This is a genomic window from Solidesulfovibrio fructosivorans JJ] (assembly GCF_000179555.1).
Classification (GTDB): domain Bacteria; phylum Desulfobacterota; class Desulfovibrionia; order Desulfovibrionales; family Desulfovibrionaceae; genus Solidesulfovibrio; species Solidesulfovibrio fructosivorans.
Genome location: NZ_AECZ01000006.1, coordinates 149,115 through 164,778, shown reverse-complemented (window position 1 = coordinate 164,778; position 15,664 = coordinate 149,115). Strand labels below are relative to the sequence as shown.

The window sequence follows — 15,664 nt, the reverse complement described above, 5'->3', positions numbered from 1 at the left end:
TTTCGTTATTGCGGGATGTACAACACGGCGTAGATGTCGGTCCTTTGCGCGTTGCCGCAGCCGACATAGTGGGGCACCACCGAGTTGTAGTAGATGGAGTCGCCGGGGGCGAGAACATGGCGCTCGTTGCCCACGATCACTTCCAGCTCGCCGGAGACGACCACGATGAATTCCTCGCCCTCATGGGAGGACAGGGGCTTTTCGGCCGCGGCGTCCTCGTCGGGGTAGACCTCGATGAAAAAGGGCTCCATGTGGCGGTCGGTCTTGCCCCGGCCCAGGGAATGGTAGCGAAAGGCGGCGCGCTTGCCCCGGGCTTTTCTGAGGATGGCGTCGTCCTCGTTCCGGTCGGCCTGGCAGGTGACGCACAGGTCGCCGTCCACGGCGTCGTCCATGAAGGTGCCAAGGCGCTGGCCCAGGGCCAGGGCGATCTTGAGCAAGGGGCCGATCGACGGGGTGACGTCCTCTTCTTCCAGGGCGGTCAGAAAATCCACGGAAAGGCCCGTGCGCCGGGAAAGTTCCTCACGGGAAAGCTCCTGGCCCTCGCGATACGTGCGAATGCGATCACCAAGCTTTTTGTCGCTCATGGCTCCCTCGTTGGTCGAATATGGTATGGGATGGGGCCAAATGATGGCACGGCCCCGTGAAACCGATTCCATAGCCCAGGACGGGGTGAAATTCCAGCCGTTTTTCGTTCCTCGGGCAGCGAAAGAAATTGACAAGCCCCTTTGTCCTGCGAAAAGACGGGGAAACGCGTTTGAACCCAAAACATCAGGCAAGGGGACTTTCATGAGCAAGGAAATCGGACCCGTGCGGGAAATCGCCATGCGCCTTCGCGGCATACGCGAAGTGACGGGTTTCACCATGGAGCAACTGGCCGAAGCCACGGGCGTTTCGGCGGACCAGGTGCTGCTGTACGAAACCGGCGAAGAGGAAATTCCCGTCAGCTACCTCTATGAAGTGGCCAAGGCGGCCGGCGTCGACCTCACGGCGCTTTTGACCGGCGGCGAGGCCCACCTCCACGCCTATTCCCTGGTGCGCTCGGGCAACGGCCTGTCCGTGGACCGGCGCAAGGCCTACAAGTACCAGGCTCTGGCGTACCGCTTCCACAAGCCGCTCATGGAGCCGTTTCTGGTCACCGTGCCGCCCAAGGACGAGTCGGAGATGGAATTCAACCGGCATCTGGGCGAGGAATTCATCTACATGCTGCGCGGCCGCATGGAAGTGCGCCTCGGCGACGAGGTCCTCACCCTCGAGCCCCACGATTCCCTCTACATCTCCTCGCGCACGCCCCACGCCATGCGGGGGCTCGACGACACGGAAGCCGAATTCCTCGACGTGATTATCTAGCCGGCACCGCATGCCCCATGCCGTGTCCGGCCGGAACCGATGCCTGTCCATGCGTCTTTACGCGTCACCAACCTCTTGCCCTCGGAGCCCAAGACCATGCCCGTCGCCAAACTGCGACCCAAAACCTATCGCGAACTGCTGGAGACCGTGTCCGTCTCCGTGCCCGAACACTATAATTTCGCCTTCGACTTTCTCGATGCCGAGGCCGCCGCGGACCCGACCCGGCCGGCCATGATCCATATCGACAACGACGGCAATCGCCGGGATTTCGACCTGGCCTTTTTCAGCCGGGAATCGGCTCGGATGGCCAACGCCTTCAAGGACGCGGGACTGAAAAAGGGCGACCGCGTCATGGTCATCCTCTACCGCCGCCTGGAGTGGTGGGTGACCATGCTGGCCCTGCACAAGCTCGGGGCCGTGCCCGTGCCCTCGCCCAACCTGCTCACTCCCCACGACATCGATTTCCGGGTCAACTACGCGGGCATCAAGGCCATCATCGCCGAGGATTCGGTCGTCTCCCGGGTGGAGGACGCCCGGCCGACCTGTCCGACGCTTTCCGTCCTCGTCCATGTGGGCGAAGCCCCCATGCCGGCGGGCTGGCTCGACTACGAAACCATCCGCGCCGCCGCTTCGGACGTCTTTCCCCGGACCGCCGACGCCCCCGGCGGCAAGGACACGCTGCTCATTTTCTTTTCCTCCGGCACCACCGGCATGCCCAAGATGGTGGAGCACACCCACGGCTACGCCCTGGGCCATATGCCCACCGGCGTCTACTGGCACAACCTGGAGCCCGGCGACGTCCACCTCACCGTGGCCGACACCGGCTGGGGCAAGGCCGTGTGGGGCAAGTTCTACGGCCAGTGGATGGCCGGAGCCACGGTCTTCGTCTGGGACTTCCGGGGCAAGTTCCATCCGGCGGAGTTGCTCGAAATCATGAGCAAGCACAAGGTCACGACCTTTTGCGCCCCGCCCACGGTCTACCGCTTCCTTATCCGCGAAGACCTCAAGAAATACGACCTGTCGGCGCTGCGCTACTGCACCACCGCCGGCGAACTTTTGAACGACGGCGTGTTTCGGGCCTGGAAGGAGATCACGGGGCTGCCCATCCACGAAGGCTACGGCCAGACCGAAACCTGCCTGCAAATCGCCACGTTTCCCTGCATGGAGCCCAAACCCGGCTCCATCGGCCGACCGGCTCCGGGCTGGAACGTGACGCTCCTCGACGAGGAGGGACACGTCTGCCCGCCGGGCGTGGAAGGCGAAATCTGCATCGGGCTCGAGGACGACAAGAACGTCGGGCTTTTCGCCGGCTACCTGCTGGAGCCGGCCAAAACCGCCTCGGTCATGATCGACGGTTACTACCATACCGGCGACAAGGCCTGGATGGACGAGGACGGCTACTACTGGTTCCTTGGCCGCACTGACGACCTCATCAAGTCGAGCGGCTACCGCATAGGCCCCTTCGAGGTGGAAAGCGCGCTCATCACCCACCCGGCCGTGGTCGAGGCGGCGGTGACCGGCGTGCCCGATCCCGTGCGCGGTCAGGCGGTCAAGGCCACGGTGGTGCTGGCCCCGGAATTCGATCCGTCCGACGAACTGGCCAAGGAGCTGCAAAACCACGTGAAAAAGGAAACCGCGCCCTACAAGTACCCGCGCGTCATCGACTTCGTGGACGAACTGCCCAAGACCATCAGCGGCAAGATCAAGCGGGCCGAGATCCGCGCCCGCGATGCGAATAGGGAGATATAGAGAGAAAAGATGCCTCCGGCGGCCGGGGGGAAACTTTTTGAAAAAAGTTTCCCCCTGGACCCCTTTCAAAAACTTTCAAAGGGGTGACGGAGAATTTTTCAAAGTGAGATCAGAGAAACTGGAAAATGAGCAAGACTGACCTGCTGTGGCTTGTGGTCGCAGGCGTCGGCGTTGTCTTGACCGTGCTTTTTTTCTGCTCCCGCCTGACAAGCCCAGCCAGCACAACGGCTGCAAATAGGTTCCCCTTAAAGAGTGGGACCTCTCTCTCGCGTTCGCCTTCCGCAATCTTTTTCTTTGTGAAATTGGTAGAGATAACGAAGTGTTATCGTTAAAAGTCTTTGGAAAGGGGGCCCGGGGGGAGAACCTTTCGGAAGACAAGGTTTCCCCCCGGTTACGCCCTATAGCATCCTGACAAGGCGCGGGTTGGGGTGGAAGGCCCGGCCGGTCTTGGCCAGATCGGTTCCGCCCACGCGCACGATGTCGGCCGTGGCGGCGTAGGATTTGAACAGCCCGCCGATACCGAGCGACGCGAAGAGCCTTGGGTGCTCGCGCCGGGCCGCCGCGAAGGCCGCCACCTTCTCCAGGTTTCCGAACCCGCTCGAAAGCACGATATCCACCTTGTCGTGGCCGGCCGCGTCGAGCGCCCGCCGCACGGCCAGGGCGCTGGCCACGGTCACGCCGGTGCCGGTCTGATATGTGCGCCCGTCGAAGGCCATGCCCCCCTGGCCGATGGATTCCCCGGCCGTGTCCAGGCGCACGGCGTCGAGGTGTCCGTCAAGGGCTTCGGCCGTGTCCAGCGAGTCGTCGATCTCGTGGTTGAAGGTGTCGACCAGGGCGATGCGCGGACAGGAGCGTTCGATGTGCCGGTCGAAGGCGATGGTGGCCTCGCGCGTGGCGTGCTCGCGGCCGACCCGGGAGGCAAAGGCCAGGACCAGCGCGTGGGGAATGGTGCCGACGCCCTGGGACAGGCCGGCGGCCCGGGCTCCGGCGTCCGTGGCGCAGGAATCGAACCCCGCCCCCACGGCGGCCTGGCAAAACGCTTCCTCCCGCGACCAGTGCCAGTGCCGCGCGCCGAAATACATCAGCGGCGTGTCCGGCAGCAGCTCGCGGATGGCGGCGGCCTTGGCCGCGACCTCCCGCGTCGTGGGCTCGGGCAGGCCGCAGGCAAGCGTTGTGGCGGCGCTGACGATGCCGAGATAGAGCGTTTCCAGCTCGATGAAATCCAAAAGCGGCCCGGTAATGTGCATGACCGGCTCGAGGGGCGAAAAATCCGCGCCCTCGGGCAGGGCGAGGATTTCCCCGCCATGGTCGGCCAGGGGCGAAAAGGCCCGAAACACGGCCACGGCTTCGTCTATGCCGGCGAACTTCCCCGGTCCGTCCCGGAAAAACACCTGCATGGTCGCGATGGGGTTGAGGCCTTCGGCCTCCAGGATCTGCCGGGAGCGGAGGAAGTATTTGTCCGCATAGGGCCGCGGATTTTCGGGCAGTTTGTACATAATTATTTATTTTATCCTTAAATCGCGGGAGGTTCAAGAGCGTAGCGACCGCTTTGGTCGCTTTTCTTTCTTTTCGTGACCAATGGAGCGTGGACGACGCCGGTCGCGGCCGCTTCTGAACCGGGGCAGCCAGCGCATGGCCACGAGCGCCGCCAAAAGCAGCAGCAGATAGAGGAGATGCGGCAGGTCAAAACGGTCCATGACGCCTCCGGGAACGGTCAGCCGGCGGTCACCACGGGCAGTTCGGCCCAGTCGGTGGTGTAGCGCGGGGAGCGCATGTTCTGGCGCATGGCCCAGGACTGCCCCGTGACCGAGGCTCCCTGGGCGGCGCAGCGCAGCGTGTCGCGGCCCCATTTGGCGTTTATGGCGTCCAGGGTGGCCATGAGCCGGGCATCGCGGGCCGCGTTTGCCGGCTCGGGATCGAGCAGGGAAAGCTGGCGGCCGGATTCGGGCTCGAGGCCGGTGAGGATCACCCCGGCCTTCTTGTAGCGCTGGCCGGGGCGGAAGATGCCGGCCAGGGCGGCTTGGGCCAGGGCGATGAGCGTTGCGGTGTGGGCCGTGGGCGATTGGGGCGCGGCGGCGGCGATGTCGGAAGAGGGCGGGCGTCCCGAGGCGTCGGCATAGGTTCGGACGTAGACTTCGAGCCCCCCGGCCACGAGCCGTTTCGCCCGCAGTCTGGCCGCCGCCCGGGCGATGTAGTCGGCCACGGCCTCAGAGAGCGGCTCCAGGGTCGTCACCGCCTTGCCGAAGGAGCGCGAGGACATGAGCGTGCGCGGCGGCGGCGGGGCCTTTTCCAGGTCGATGCAGGAAAAGCCGCGCAGTTCGAGCAGCGTGTGCACGCCCTGCACGGTCATGTGCCGGCGCACGAACACCTGGGGCAGGTCGCGGAACTGGAGGGCGTTGGCCACGCCGTATTTGGCCAGCTTTTCGCCGTGACGGCGGCCGATCCCCCAGACATCGGCAACCGGCACGCTTTCGAGCAGGGCCTCGGGATCGGGCAGGGCCGAAAAGTCGAGCACCCCGCCGCATGCCGGTCGTTTCTTGGCCGCCCGGTTGGCCAGCTTGGCCAGCGTCTTGGTGGGGCCGATGCCGACGGAAACCGGGATGCCCGTCCAACGGCCGACCGTCTCCTTGATGTGGCGGGCATGGGCGTCCGCGCCGCCGGGAAGCCCGGTCAGGTCCAGGAAGGCCTCGTCGATGGAATAGACCTCCAGGCGCGGGGCCATGCGGGTCAGCACGCTCATGACCCGGGCCGACATGTCGCCGTAAAGGGCGTAGTTCGAGGAAAAAACCGTCACTCCCCGGCGGGCGAAAAGGTCCCGGCACTTGAAGGCCGGCGCGCCCATGGGCACCCCCGCCGCCTTGGCCTCGGCCGAGCGGGCGATGACGCAGCCGTCGTTGTTGGAAAGCACCACGATGGGTTTGCCCTGGAGCGACGGTGCGAAGACCCGCTCGCAGGAGGCGTAGAAGTTGTTGCAGTCGACCAGGGCGAAAACCGTGGACATGGCGGGCGTTACGCCTTGTGGATGATGTAGGTGACCACGCCCCAGACCTCGAAGGACGCCTCGGGACCGACGGCCACCGGCGCATAGTCGGGGTTTTCGGGCACAAGCAGTACCTGGCCGTTTTTGCGCCGCAGCCGCTTGACCGTCAGCTCGCCGTCGAGGGCGGCGATGACGATATGCCCGTCGCGGGGTTCCACGGCCCGGTCCACCACCAGGATGTCGCCGGACGCCACCCCGGCGTCGCGCATGGAGTCGCCGTCCACGCGCACGAAAAAGGTGGCCGCCGGATGGCGCACCAGTTGCTCGTTGAGATCGAGCTTTTTGTCGATGTAGTCCTCGGCCGGCGACGGAAACCCCGCTTGGACCGTGGACAGGTAGAGCGGCAGCCCCAGTTCCGCGCGCCGCTCGAATCCGAATATTGCAAGTTTCACTTGTGTGCCTCCGGCGGCCAGGGGAGGCTCCGCCTCCCCTGGACCCCACCGCCGGGGTGCAACCATCCCCCCCGGATCCCCCATAAAGTTTTGAGAGGGGGGCTTGCCGTTTGCCACCCTAAAAGAGTGCTCATTTCCTGTCCATTCCCATCGCGGCGCTTCGCCGCTGGCGCGGTTGTCGCCGCAATCGTGTCCGGCGTCGAGGCGCGAAGCGTCTCGTGTCGCCGGGCCGATTGCGGCAACAAACATCCCTCGTCCCGTCATCTCCCGACTTCACCCCCGCCCACCATCCCAACCCGGTAAAAGGGGGTCCGGGGGACATCAAGTCCCCCGGCGGAGAGGTGCGGGAGAGGCAGAGCCTCTCCTGCCGGATCTTTCTCCCTCACTACCCCTCCACCAACCGCAACTCCGGGGGCGGCGTGGCCAGAAGCGGGGCCACGTCCTGGCGTTCGGTCAGGAGCGGATCGAGCCAGTCCCGGAAAATCTCCGGCGGCAGGATGAGCGGCATGCGGTCGTGGATGGCGGCCATGGCTGAGGCGGCGGGCCGGGTGAGGATGGCCACGGTGTCGCGGGCCTCTCCTTCCGGGGTGAGGGTGCGTTCGTAGATGCCGGCCAGGGCCATGACGGGCCTTTCGGGCAGGGTGACGAAAAAGCGGGTTTTGCCGCCGCCCGGGTCCTTGCGCCATTCGTAGAAGCCCTGGGCCGGCAGCAGGCAGCGACGGTAGCGGATGGCGCCCCGGAAGGAGGGCTTGTCCAGGGCGGTTTCGGCCCGGGCGTTGATCATGGGACGCAGGGGCCGCTCGGATGTGGCGAAGGAGGGGAGAAATCCCCAACGAAAGAGGCCAGCCATGTGCCGTCCGGTTTGCCGGGCGGCGAAGACGGCCTCGACGAGTTCGCCGGGGGAGATTTCCGGCCGGTCCGGGATGTTTTGGGGCATGTCCGGCACGCCCATGGCTTCGGCCACCAGGCGGCGCGGCACGGCCAGGGCGAATCTGCCGCACATGGCGTGTCCTCCTTATGCGTGGGGCGCGATCATGGCAGGCCGGCTCAGGGCTGGCAAGGCGGGGGAGGAAGCGATGAACCGGCCCGGCTTTTGCTAGGATTGGGCGGTAAAAACCGACCAATGAGCAGTGCAATGCGTCAACTCGCCGCAAATACGTATGATTTTCGGCTACCTGAACAGGTCGTCGGAATAGCGGAACGCCATTTTGTAACAAAGTCAAACGCCGCATGACCGCATTGCCCCCGCCGCCGCCGCTCGATCCGGGAAGCGAATTCCAGCCTATTCCGCTGACGCATCTTTTCGGCCACGCCGCCGGGGACTTCGAAATCTATCTGCGCCATGGCGACACCCACACCCTTTTCGCCCGCAGCGGCGAGACGATCACCCGGGAGCGGCGCGGGCTTCTGGCGGAATACGGCGTGTCGGTGGTCTATATCCACCAGGAGGAGCGGGCGCGTTACCGGGGCTATATGCGGCGGCACCTGGGCGAGGCGCTGTTGTCCCCGGAGATGGCCACCCGGCACAAGGCGGGGGTTTTCTATCACAACTGCTGCGACATTGTCCGGGATCTGCTGCACACGCGGCTGCCCCAGGGCCTTTCCGAACGGCACGGCCGGCTGTTCGGGGCCTATGTGCGCGATTGCGTGAATTTCCTGGCCACCGAGGCGGGGCTTGCCCGCATCGGGGCGCTCATGTCCCACGACTATGACGTCTACAGCCATGGGGTGCATGTCTTTGCCTACACCGTGTTCCTGCTCGGCTCCCTGGGCCTGCCCAAGCCGGCGCTGATCCAGGCCGGGGTGGGGGCGCTTTTGCACGACAGCGGCAAGGAAGGGGTGGATGTCTCCATCCTGCGCAAGCCCGGCCGCCTGACGCCCGAGGAATTCCTGGCCGTCCGGGAGCACCCCGCCCTCGGCGTGCGCTATTGCCGGCCGCTTTCCCTGTCGCGCCTGGCCCGGGAGTGCATCCTCATGCACCACGAGAAGATGGACGGCCGGGGCTATCCCGGCGGCCGTTCGGGCGAGGCCGTGCCGCTGCACGCCAGGGCCGTGTCCCTGGCCGACGTCTACGACGCGCTGACTTCCAGGCGCGTCTACGCCGATGCGGTGCGTCCGTTCGAGGCGCTTTCCATCATGCGCCACGAGATGACCGGCTCTTTCGACCTCGATCTCTACAAACGCTTCGTCATGTTGTTAAGCGGCGCGTCCTTGTTGTGACGGGGCGGGTGCTTGCGGCCGGGTCGGGGATCGCGTAGCCGGTGAGACAGGGAGGATTCGCATGGTCAATCCGCCGCTCAACGCCACCATCGCCTCGTCGCATTCGGACAATCGCTTCCATATCCTGCTGGCCGCCCTGTTGGCCCAGATTCTGGCTTCGCCGTTTCTGACGGGCGCGGGCACGGACGTGTTCCAGGATGTGTTCTTTCTGCTTCTGCTGATCGCCTCCGTTCATGGCGTACGCCATAGCCGGCTCTATCCCGTCATTTTCGCGCTAACGATCGCCAGCGTCTTGAGCGTGCTGGCAAAGCACCTCATCGGGGGCGTTTTTTGGGATGTGGCCTGCGACGCGTTGGGCGCGGCGGTGGTCCTTTTGGCGGGCGTGGCGCTGTCGCTGTATCTGGCCCGGCAGCGGCGGGTCAATCTGGACACCGTGCTGGGCGGGCTTTGCGTCTATCTTTTCATGGGAGCCATGTGGTTTCTGCTCTACGGCCTTGTGAACAGGCTCATTCCCGACGCGTTCGCCTTTACGGTGCACCACGGTCCGCTGACGCCGGAGATGACCGACCGCCTGCTTTTTTTCTTCAGCTACGTGACGCTGATGACCATCGGCTACGGCGACATCGTGCCGCTTTCCCCGGTGGCCCAGGTCATCGCGGTCCTGGAGGGGCTGCTCGGGCAGTTCTACCTGGTCTTTTTCATGGCCCGGCTGGTGGGCCTGCACGTGGCGGCCAAGCAGGGCGATCCCGAGTAGTTTTCGCGCGCCAGACGTTCGCACAGGCCGAAAGCGCGCACGAGCCCGGCCACGGCCGGCGGCACCAGGGCTTCCCATGGGTCTCCTTGGGCTATGAGCCGCCGCACGTCCGTGCCGGAAATGCCCTTGTCATTTTGGGCCACTTCCCACAGCACCTCGATGCGCAGTCCCCTTTCCTGAAAATAGGCGCGCTTGCGCCGTCCCCAATCGTCGTAGATGGTCAGGAAGAAGACCGCGTCGATGGGCACGTAGAAACGGTAGAGTTCCGGAAAGCTGACGGGGAAGGGCACCACCGTGAAATCGGCCGGGTTTGTGCCCGCCTCGGTCAGGGCGGCCCGGACCATGGCCTGGCGCTCGAAATAGGTCAGGGGGTTGGCGGCCGGGGACGAGCGTTTGGCGTCGGCGGCTTCGCTTCGGGTGTGGGACGGGTCGGGGTTGGTGATGCCGACCACCAGATGGCGGCAGCGCTCGCGTCCGGCGAGCAGGTAGCGCAGGTGGTCGTTGTGGAGCACCTGGAAACGGCCGTGAATGACGCCGACGGGATGGGGGGTGCTCATGGCTTCTCCAGGCGCATGGGGGTGACCGGCCCGGGATAGCAGGCCGGCGGCCGGGGCGTGTCGCGGATGCCGGCCAGTCGCGCCCGTTCCAGGCCGTTTAAAATCAGATAGGGCAGTTCGCGCCCGCGCACGCAGCCGAGGCAGCCGCCGGCGGCCGCGATCTCGTCGAAACGCGTCACCGCGTCCACCCGCTGCCCCTGGCCGTGAAATGTCAGCGGCACGGGCTCGCCGCCGTGGATGAGCGGGCCGCAGGAGGGCGTGGAATGGTCGGCCGTGACCACGAACAGGATGTCGGGGTCGCCAAGCAGCGGTCCGGCCGCCCGGCCGATGGCCGCGTCCAGGGCCTCGATGACCGCCCGCTTGGCCCGCGGGTCCTTGGTGTGCGCGGCCACGTCCGGGGCCTTGGTGTGGACGTGGATAAATCCGTAGTCCGCCGCCGCCCTGGCCGCCAGGGTGAGGCGCTTTTCCAGGTCGGCCCCGGGATCGGCGGTGTCGGGCGTGGCCAGGAAATCGAAGCCGATGGCCCGGGCCAGTCCGGCGAAAAGCGTGCCCGAGGTGATGGAAAGGGGGCGCAGGCCGAAACGTTCGGCAAAGGGTGGCAGGTCGCGCCTGCGTCCGGCCCGCTGGGTGACCAGGGCGTTTACGGGCGTCAGCCCGGCCGCCCGGCGCGCGCGGTTGACGGGATGGTCGCCGAGCACGCGCCAGGCATGGAGCAGATAGGCCTTCAGCGCCCGGGCGGTATGCGCCGCCGCCGCGTCCGCGCCGGCCATGGGCTCGGGCTCGGGCACGAACAGCCCGTCCACCATGGGGTTGGTGTCCGTCACCTCGGGGCTGACGTCGCCGTCCATGGTCAACACGCCGAAAAGCCCTCTGTCCCGGTGCAGGCGCACGGTAATCCCCTCGAAGGAAAATGCGGCCACGGCGGCGAACAGCGCGTCCGCCTCGTCCGGGGAAGGCTTTTCGGGCTTGTCGCGGAAAAGACGCAGGCAACCGTTTTCCGCCCGCGCGTTGCAGAAATGGGTCAGCAGGTAGACCGTGTCCGGCTCCGGAGAAAGCCCCAGGCCCAAAGCCTCCAGGTAGCCCCGGCCGGGGAATTCCTCGGGCGCATAGCCGAACATGGCGAAATGGGCGTTCTCGCTGGGCAGGGCCTGGCCGAGAAAGCCGGCGTGGTAGAGGCCGTTGGCCCCGGACGCGGCGATGCGGTCGAGATGCGGCGTGGCCGCCGCCTCGAGCGGGGTGCGGCCGCCAAGGACGGCATGGGAACGGTCGCCCAGGCCGTCGAGGACCACGAGCACGCAACAGCGGGGCATCAGCGGCCGCGCCTTCGGTCGTATCGGCGCATATGATGAAAAAGCGGTTTGTGCATCGGGATTACCACTTTGCCTTTTTCCGACCGGGGCCGCAAGGTAGGGTATGCTTTTCGACCTGCATGTGCACACCGACCTTTCGCCGTGCAGCCGGCTGCCGGTTGCGGCGATCCTGGCCAACGCCCGGCGGCGCGGCCTCGACGGGGTGTGTCTGACCGACCACGACACCATGGACGCCGGCCGCCTTGTGCGCGAAGGCGTGCAGGATGACGGGCTGTGCGTGATCATCGGCATGGAGTATGCCACGCCCGAAGGGGACATCCTGCTTTTCGGGCCGTTCGAGGGGCTGCGTCCCGGGCTTTCGGCCCGCGAGGTCCTGTCCATGGCCCCGGCGGTTGGCGGCGTGGCCGTGGCCGCCCATCCCTTCCGTTCCTGGCGTCCGGCCGGGCCGGGGATTTTGCGCCATGAGCGTCTGCTCGCCGTGGAGGTGGAAAACGGTCGCAACCGGCCCGAGGAAAATCTGGCCGCCCGCCGTTTCGTCGCCAACAGGGGCTTGCTCGCGGTTTGCGGTTCCGACGCCCACAGCCTGGAGGAACTCGGCCGCGTGCCGCTCAGGATCGAGGCCGCGATACGCTCTCGGGCCGATTTCGTGGCCGCGCTTTTGGCCGGAAACTGCCGTTTGGCCGGGGATTTGCCCCATTGCGGGGCTGGCGCTTCCCCCAGGGGGCGGCGGGATCGGCCCGGGGGGGCGGCGTGCATGGTCTGAATGCGTTATTTTGACGCTGTTATAGTAGAAAAGCCCATCTCCGGGGAGACCGGAACGCATCGCTCTTGAGAGAAGCGGATATGCCCCTGACATTGGTGGGGAGTCTCGTTTTTTTTAAAATAATGCGCTTGGTCCAATACCGCCTTACGTCACCGCAACCTGTTCCTATTATTCCCCAAATCTCCCTTTGTTGCAGTCTCCGGCTCCGCGTTTCTCGCGCTTCGAAAACGCATCATAGTTTTTTTTGCCTAGGCCTTAAGGGATTGGCTCTCGTGACCGCTTGTCAGGCCTCGATTTTACGTGATGCAATCCCAGCGGCTTTCGTTAGAGCAAAAATTATGGATGGTGTGATGGTTATTTGCGGGACTGCACATTTTTTGCTATAATCGTTTTAATTTTGATTTTTATGTTCAATGCGACAAAGGGAAAAATGATGGGAAAAGTCAAGAATATTATTATAGCGGACGACGAAGCGGAATGCAGGGAGGAATTCACTTCAAGACCTGAGCATTTTAAGGTTCTTGAAGTTGATAATGCGAATAATCTTGTAGATGAACTCAAGAAGCTGTTTGCACTAAATCAAAGTCCAGACCTTGTGCTGCTTGATATTTGGCGGCCTGCTGACCGCATACCACCTGATCAGGCGGAGCGTGAGGCCCGTGCCAAGGAAAGTTTACAGGATTTGACCGACCAATTGGAACGGACACGCAGTATTGTTCAGAAGGCATGGATTCCACGAGGCTTTCATATCCTCAGTGAAATCCGTAAAGAGTGGCCTGATCCAACGGAATTGCCAGTCGCTCTGTATTCCAAACGCGGCTACTTTTTAGCTACTCCTGAGCAATTGGAGCAGGTTGAGACCCAAAATGCCCATTGGATTCTTAAGAATGACGAGAATGAGTTTTTCGAGTATGTGCAAGATCGTATCGATCGTCTTGTCGGTATTTATGAAGAAAACCGGAAGACGAAAGGACAGATCTTCAAGATGCGCATTGTTTCAGTTTTAGCTATTTTTATATCAATTACTGTCCTGGCAATTTTTATTGGCCAGCATCTTATTGGAGCGAATTCTTTTCCAGAAACAGTTGCATCCTGTATTCTGAGCGTCATTTTGACATATGGCCTTGACCGTCTCCTCTTGCGCTGAACCGTAAGGGAGAAAGACGGAGCGGATGGACTGGAGGGCAAATCCGTTCGACAACGCGGAGGCTTCTTCTCCGGACGTCTGCCGCCTTTTTTAAAACGACGACAAAATTCCCACCACCGTCCCGGTCATGAGCGAGGCCAGGACGCCGGCTACCAGCGCCTTGCCGCCAAGAGCCGTGATCTCGTGCTTGCGCGAAGGGCAAAGCGAGGTGAGCCCGGCGAGCAGGATGCCCACGCTGCCGAAGTTGGCGAAGCTGCACATGGCGTAGGTCAGAATCAGCCGGCTGTGCCCGGAAAGCGCTCCGGCCGGTAGCTTGGCCATGTCGATGAAGGCGATGAATTCGTTGAGCACGATCTTGGTGCCGAGCAGCGTACCGGCCGTCGAGGCTTCGGCCCAGGGCACGCCGAGCAGCCAGGCCACCGGGGACAGCGCGAAGCCGAGCATGCGCTCGAGGGTCAGCGGCGCGCCGGCCACCTCCGGAAAGACGGCCAACACGATGTTGGCCAGTTTGACCAGGGCCACGAACACAAGCAGCGTGGCCACGATGCTCCAGAAAAGCTTCAGTCCGTCGGCCGTGCCCGAAACGACGGCGTCCATGCTCCCCGATGCCGACGAGGCGGGCAGTTTGTTGCCGAGCGTCGGCGACTCGCTTTCCGGCAGCATGAGCGCCGCCACCACCAACGCCGCCGGGGCGTGGATGACCGAGGCGGTGAGGATGTGCCCCACGGCGTCGGGAATGACGGACTTGAGCACCGTGGCGTACAGCATGAGCATGGTGCCGGCGATGCAGGACATGCCCGTCGCCATCATGGCGAAAAGCTCGCTTCGGGTCATGCGCTCCATGTAGGGGCGGATGAGAAGCGGCGCTTCGATCATGCCGAGAAAGACGCAGCCAGCCGAGCCCACCCCGAGCACACCGCCGATGCCCATGCTTTTCTCCAACACCAGCGAAAAGGCCCGCACCACTTTGGGCAGGATTTTCCAGTAATAGAGCAGCGCGGTCAGGGCCGCGACGACGATGACCAGGGGCAACGCCTGAAAGCCGAGAATAAACGCCGAAGACTGGTCGGTGACGGCAAAAGGGGCCGGACCGCCGCCCACGTAGCCGAACACGAAGGCCGTGCCGGCGCGCGTGGCCTCGTCCATGGCCGTGACCAGGGCGTTTAGGGCCATGAAAAGGCCGCGCAGGAACGGCGCTTTGAGCATGAAGGCGGCGATGGCCGCCTGCAAACCCAATCCCCCCAGAACCAACCGCCAGGGAATCACCCCCCGACGTTCACTGAGCGCCATGGCGACCAGAACAAGCGCCGCCAGCCCGAGCAGGCTTTGTCCCATGGCAGTATCCTTTTAAGAGGTGAAGAAATGGGGGAAACCTTTCTGGAGAAAGGTTTCCCCCATGCCCCCTTCCAAAGACTTTTAACGGTTACAGCGTATTGTCGCCATTACACCTTAGTCATGGAAAAACTTTAGGAAGGGGAGAGCGCGAGAGGGGAGAACCCTTTTCAAAGGGTTTCCCCTCTCGCATCCTCTTCCCTCTTCTCCACCTTAAAACATACTCCACAGCATGCGGGTGGCCATGGCCAGGAGGAACAGGGCGAAGACGCGTTTGAGCGTTCCCACGGGCAGGGCGTGGGCGAGTTTGGCCCCGTATTTGGCCGTCAGCATGCTGGTGGCCACGATGCCGATTAGGGCCGGCAGGTAGATGTAGCCGATGCTCATGCCCGGCAGGTCGGCCTTGCCCAGGCCGTTGGCGATATAGCCGATGACGCCGGCGGCGGCAATGGGGAAACCGATGGCCGAGGCCGTGCCCACGGCCACGTGGATGGGGATGTTGCACCAGGTCATAAACGGCACGGTGATGGTGCCGCCGCCGATGCCGACCATGTTGGAGATGAGTCCTACGCCGCCGCCTGTCGTGAACATGCCGGCCGTGCCCGGAATGTGGCGCGAGGGTTTGGGCTTGATGTTGAGGATCATCTGGATCGAGACGTAGTACAGGAAGACGACGAAAAAGCCTTTGAGGAACTTGGTGGACAGCTGGGCGGCCACCCAGGCGCCCAGAAACGAGCCGATGAGGATGCCGGGGGTGATGCTCTTGAAAATGTCCCAACGCACCGCGCCGCGCTTGTCGTGGGCGCGGAAGCTGGCCACGGAGGTGAAGACGATGGTGGCCAGCGACGTGCCGAGCGCCATCTGCATGATGTGCTCGGAAGGCAGTCCTTGGGCGGTGAACAGAAAATACAGGGCCGGAACGACGACGATGCCTCCGCCCACCCCGAGCAGGCCGGCGATGATGCCGGCGGCGCAACCGAACGCGAGATAGGCGAGCCAGAACGAAAGGGACGGCATGGCGAAACTCCTTGCGGGTACTGATAGGGCTGGAGT

16 protein-coding genes are annotated in these 15,664 nt (G+C 64.0%); 6 read left to right on the top strand and 10 right to left on the bottom strand.

Annotated elements, in window-relative coordinates:
* Window positions 1-5: 5 nt before the first annotated feature.
* Window positions 6-584, bottom strand: coding sequence for a helix-turn-helix domain-containing protein (locus tag DESFRDRAFT_RS06245; protein ID WP_005992217.1), 579 nt, complete (start codon window positions 582-584; stop codon window positions 6-8).
* A gap of 202 nt (window positions 585-786) precedes the next feature.
* Between DESFRDRAFT_RS06245 and DESFRDRAFT_RS06240 the strand changes: the two genes are divergently transcribed.
* Both DESFRDRAFT_RS06240 and DESFRDRAFT_RS06235 read left to right on the top strand, forming a co-directional pair.
* Entirely contained in the window at window positions 787-1,347 is a 561-nt protein-coding gene (locus DESFRDRAFT_RS06240) for a helix-turn-helix domain-containing protein (protein ID WP_005992216.1), read from the top strand.
* 96 nt (window positions 1,348-1,443) lie between these two features.
* On the top strand, window positions 1,444-3,096 hold the full coding sequence (locus DESFRDRAFT_RS06235) for an AMP-binding protein (protein ID WP_005992215.1): 1,653 nt from the start codon (window positions 1,444-1,446) through the stop codon (window positions 3,094-3,096).
* Window positions 3,097-3,494: 398 nt separating this feature from the next.
* On the opposite strand, the gene DESFRDRAFT_RS06230 is transcribed toward DESFRDRAFT_RS06235, so the two are convergent.
* From DESFRDRAFT_RS06230 to DESFRDRAFT_RS06215, 5 genes are all read right to left on the bottom strand, one after another.
* A complete protein-coding gene (locus DESFRDRAFT_RS06230) occupies window positions 3,495-4,592 on the bottom strand; it encodes a beta/alpha barrel domain-containing protein (RefSeq protein ID WP_005992214.1) in 1,098 nt (365 codons plus the stop codon).
* A 33-nt stretch (window positions 4,593-4,625) separates the two neighbouring features.
* Complete coding sequence (locus tag DESFRDRAFT_RS22510; RefSeq protein ID WP_005992213.1) at window positions 4,626-4,793, bottom strand: hypothetical protein; 168 nt, start codon at window positions 4,791-4,793, stop codon at window positions 4,626-4,628.
* A gap of 17 nt (window positions 4,794-4,810) precedes the next feature.
* Window positions 4,811-6,097, bottom strand: coding sequence for a Y-family DNA polymerase (locus tag DESFRDRAFT_RS06225; protein ID WP_005992212.1), 1,287 nt, complete (start codon window positions 6,095-6,097; stop codon window positions 4,811-4,813).
* 8 nt (window positions 6,098-6,105) lie between these two features.
* Window positions 6,106-6,528, bottom strand: a complete 423-nt coding sequence (locus tag DESFRDRAFT_RS06220) for a LexA family protein (RefSeq protein WP_005992211.1) — start codon at window positions 6,526-6,528, stop codon at window positions 6,106-6,108.
* A gap of 385 nt (window positions 6,529-6,913) precedes the next feature.
* Complete coding sequence (locus tag DESFRDRAFT_RS06215; protein ID WP_005992209.1) at window positions 6,914-7,531, bottom strand: SOS response-associated peptidase; 618 nt, start codon at window positions 7,529-7,531, stop codon at window positions 6,914-6,916.
* A gap of 227 nt (window positions 7,532-7,758) precedes the next feature.
* Between DESFRDRAFT_RS06215 and DESFRDRAFT_RS06210 the strand changes: the two genes are divergently transcribed.
* Window positions 7,759-8,748 carry an HD-GYP domain-containing protein gene (locus tag DESFRDRAFT_RS06210; protein WP_005992207.1) on the top strand — a complete coding sequence of 330 codons (990 nt, stop codon included), beginning with the start codon at window positions 7,759-7,761 and terminating at the stop codon, window positions 8,746-8,748.
* Window positions 8,749-8,809: 61 nt separating this feature from the next.
* Window positions 8,810-9,502 carry a potassium channel family protein gene (locus DESFRDRAFT_RS06205; RefSeq protein ID WP_005992205.1) on the top strand — a complete coding sequence of 231 codons (693 nt, stop codon included), beginning with the start codon at window positions 8,810-8,812 and terminating at the stop codon, window positions 9,500-9,502.
* Here DESFRDRAFT_RS06205 and DESFRDRAFT_RS06200 read toward each other — a convergent pair.
* Entirely contained in the window at window positions 9,433-10,059 is a 627-nt protein-coding gene (locus tag DESFRDRAFT_RS06200) for a nucleotidyl transferase family protein (protein WP_005992202.1), read from the bottom strand. The two genes, DESFRDRAFT_RS06205 and DESFRDRAFT_RS06200, sit on opposite strands and share 70 nt — an antisense overlap.
* On the bottom strand, window positions 10,056-11,369 hold the full coding sequence (locus DESFRDRAFT_RS06195; protein ID WP_005992200.1) for an alkaline phosphatase family protein: 1,314 nt from the start codon (window positions 11,367-11,369) through the stop codon (window positions 10,056-10,058). The genes DESFRDRAFT_RS06200 and DESFRDRAFT_RS06195 overlap by 4 nt, the downstream gene beginning before the upstream one ends.
* Before the next feature lie 103 nt (window positions 11,370-11,472).
* Between DESFRDRAFT_RS06195 and DESFRDRAFT_RS06190 the strand changes: the two genes are divergently transcribed.
* Window positions 11,473-12,132 (top strand): PHP domain-containing protein, encoded by a 660-nt coding sequence (locus tag DESFRDRAFT_RS06190; protein ID WP_005992199.1) that lies wholly within the window; start codon window positions 11,473-11,475, stop codon window positions 12,130-12,132.
* Between the two features lie 433 nt (window positions 12,133-12,565).
* Window positions 12,566-13,279 carry a hypothetical protein gene (locus tag DESFRDRAFT_RS06185; RefSeq protein ID WP_005992198.1) on the top strand — a complete coding sequence of 238 codons (714 nt, stop codon included), beginning with the start codon at window positions 12,566-12,568 and terminating at the stop codon, window positions 13,277-13,279.
* A 90-nt stretch (window positions 13,280-13,369) separates the two neighbouring features.
* On the opposite strand, the gene DESFRDRAFT_RS06180 is transcribed toward DESFRDRAFT_RS06185, so the two are convergent.
* Window positions 13,370-14,614 (bottom strand): NupC/NupG family nucleoside CNT transporter, encoded by a 1,245-nt coding sequence (locus DESFRDRAFT_RS06180; protein ID WP_005992197.1) that lies wholly within the window; start codon window positions 14,612-14,614, stop codon window positions 13,370-13,372.
* A 210-nt stretch (window positions 14,615-14,824) separates the two neighbouring features.
* Complete coding sequence (locus tag DESFRDRAFT_RS06175; RefSeq protein ID WP_005992196.1) at window positions 14,825-15,628, bottom strand: sulfite exporter TauE/SafE family protein; 804 nt, start codon at window positions 15,626-15,628, stop codon at window positions 14,825-14,827.
* Window positions 15,629-15,664 lie beyond the last annotated feature (36 nt).

Excerpts from the sequence above, each read along its gene's own strand:
- DESFRDRAFT_RS06215 (WP_005992209.1), bottom strand. The coding sequence starts at position 7,531 with ATGTGCGGCAGATTCGCCCTGGCCGTGCCGCGCCGCCTGGTGGCCGAA.
- DESFRDRAFT_RS06200 (WP_005992202.1), bottom strand. The coding sequence starts at position 10,059 with ATGAGCACCCCCCATCCCGTCGGCGTCATTCACGGCCGTTTCCAGGTG.
- DESFRDRAFT_RS06195 (WP_005992200.1), bottom strand. The coding sequence starts at position 11,369 with ATGCCCCGCTGTTGCGTGCTCGTGGTCCTCGACGGCCTGGGCGACCGT.
- DESFRDRAFT_RS06180 (WP_005992197.1), bottom strand. The coding sequence starts at position 14,614 with ATGGGACAAAGCCTGCTCGGGCTGGCGGCGCTTGTTCTGGTCGCCATG.
- DESFRDRAFT_RS06245 (WP_005992217.1), bottom strand. The coding sequence starts at position 584 with ATGAGCGACAAAAAGCTTGGTGATCGCATTCGCACGTATCGCGAGGGC.
- DESFRDRAFT_RS06240 (WP_005992216.1), top strand. The coding sequence starts at position 787 with ATGAGCAAGGAAATCGGACCCGTGCGGGAAATCGCCATGCGCCTTCGC.
- DESFRDRAFT_RS06235 (WP_005992215.1), top strand. The coding sequence starts at position 1,444 with ATGCCCGTCGCCAAACTGCGACCCAAAACCTATCGCGAACTGCTGGAG.
- DESFRDRAFT_RS06230 (WP_005992214.1), bottom strand. The coding sequence starts at position 4,592 with ATGTACAAACTGCCCGAAAATCCGCGGCCCTATGCGGACAAATACTTC.
- DESFRDRAFT_RS06175 (WP_005992196.1), bottom strand. The coding sequence starts at position 15,628 with ATGCCGTCCCTTTCGTTCTGGCTCGCCTATCTCGCGTTCGGTTGCGCC.
- DESFRDRAFT_RS06185 (WP_005992198.1), top strand. The coding sequence starts at position 12,566 with ATGGGAAAAGTCAAGAATATTATTATAGCGGACGACGAAGCGGAATGC.
- DESFRDRAFT_RS06205 (WP_005992205.1), top strand. The coding sequence starts at position 8,810 with ATGGTCAATCCGCCGCTCAACGCCACCATCGCCTCGTCGCATTCGGAC.
- DESFRDRAFT_RS06190 (WP_005992199.1), top strand. The coding sequence starts at position 11,473 with ATGCTTTTCGACCTGCATGTGCACACCGACCTTTCGCCGTGCAGCCGG.
- DESFRDRAFT_RS06210 (WP_005992207.1), top strand. The coding sequence starts at position 7,759 with ATGACCGCATTGCCCCCGCCGCCGCCGCTCGATCCGGGAAGCGAATTC.
- DESFRDRAFT_RS22510 (WP_005992213.1), bottom strand. The coding sequence starts at position 4,793 with ATGGACCGTTTTGACCTGCCGCATCTCCTCTATCTGCTGCTGCTTTTG.
- DESFRDRAFT_RS06225 (WP_005992212.1), bottom strand. The coding sequence starts at position 6,097 with ATGTCCACGGTTTTCGCCCTGGTCGACTGCAACAACTTCTACGCCTCC.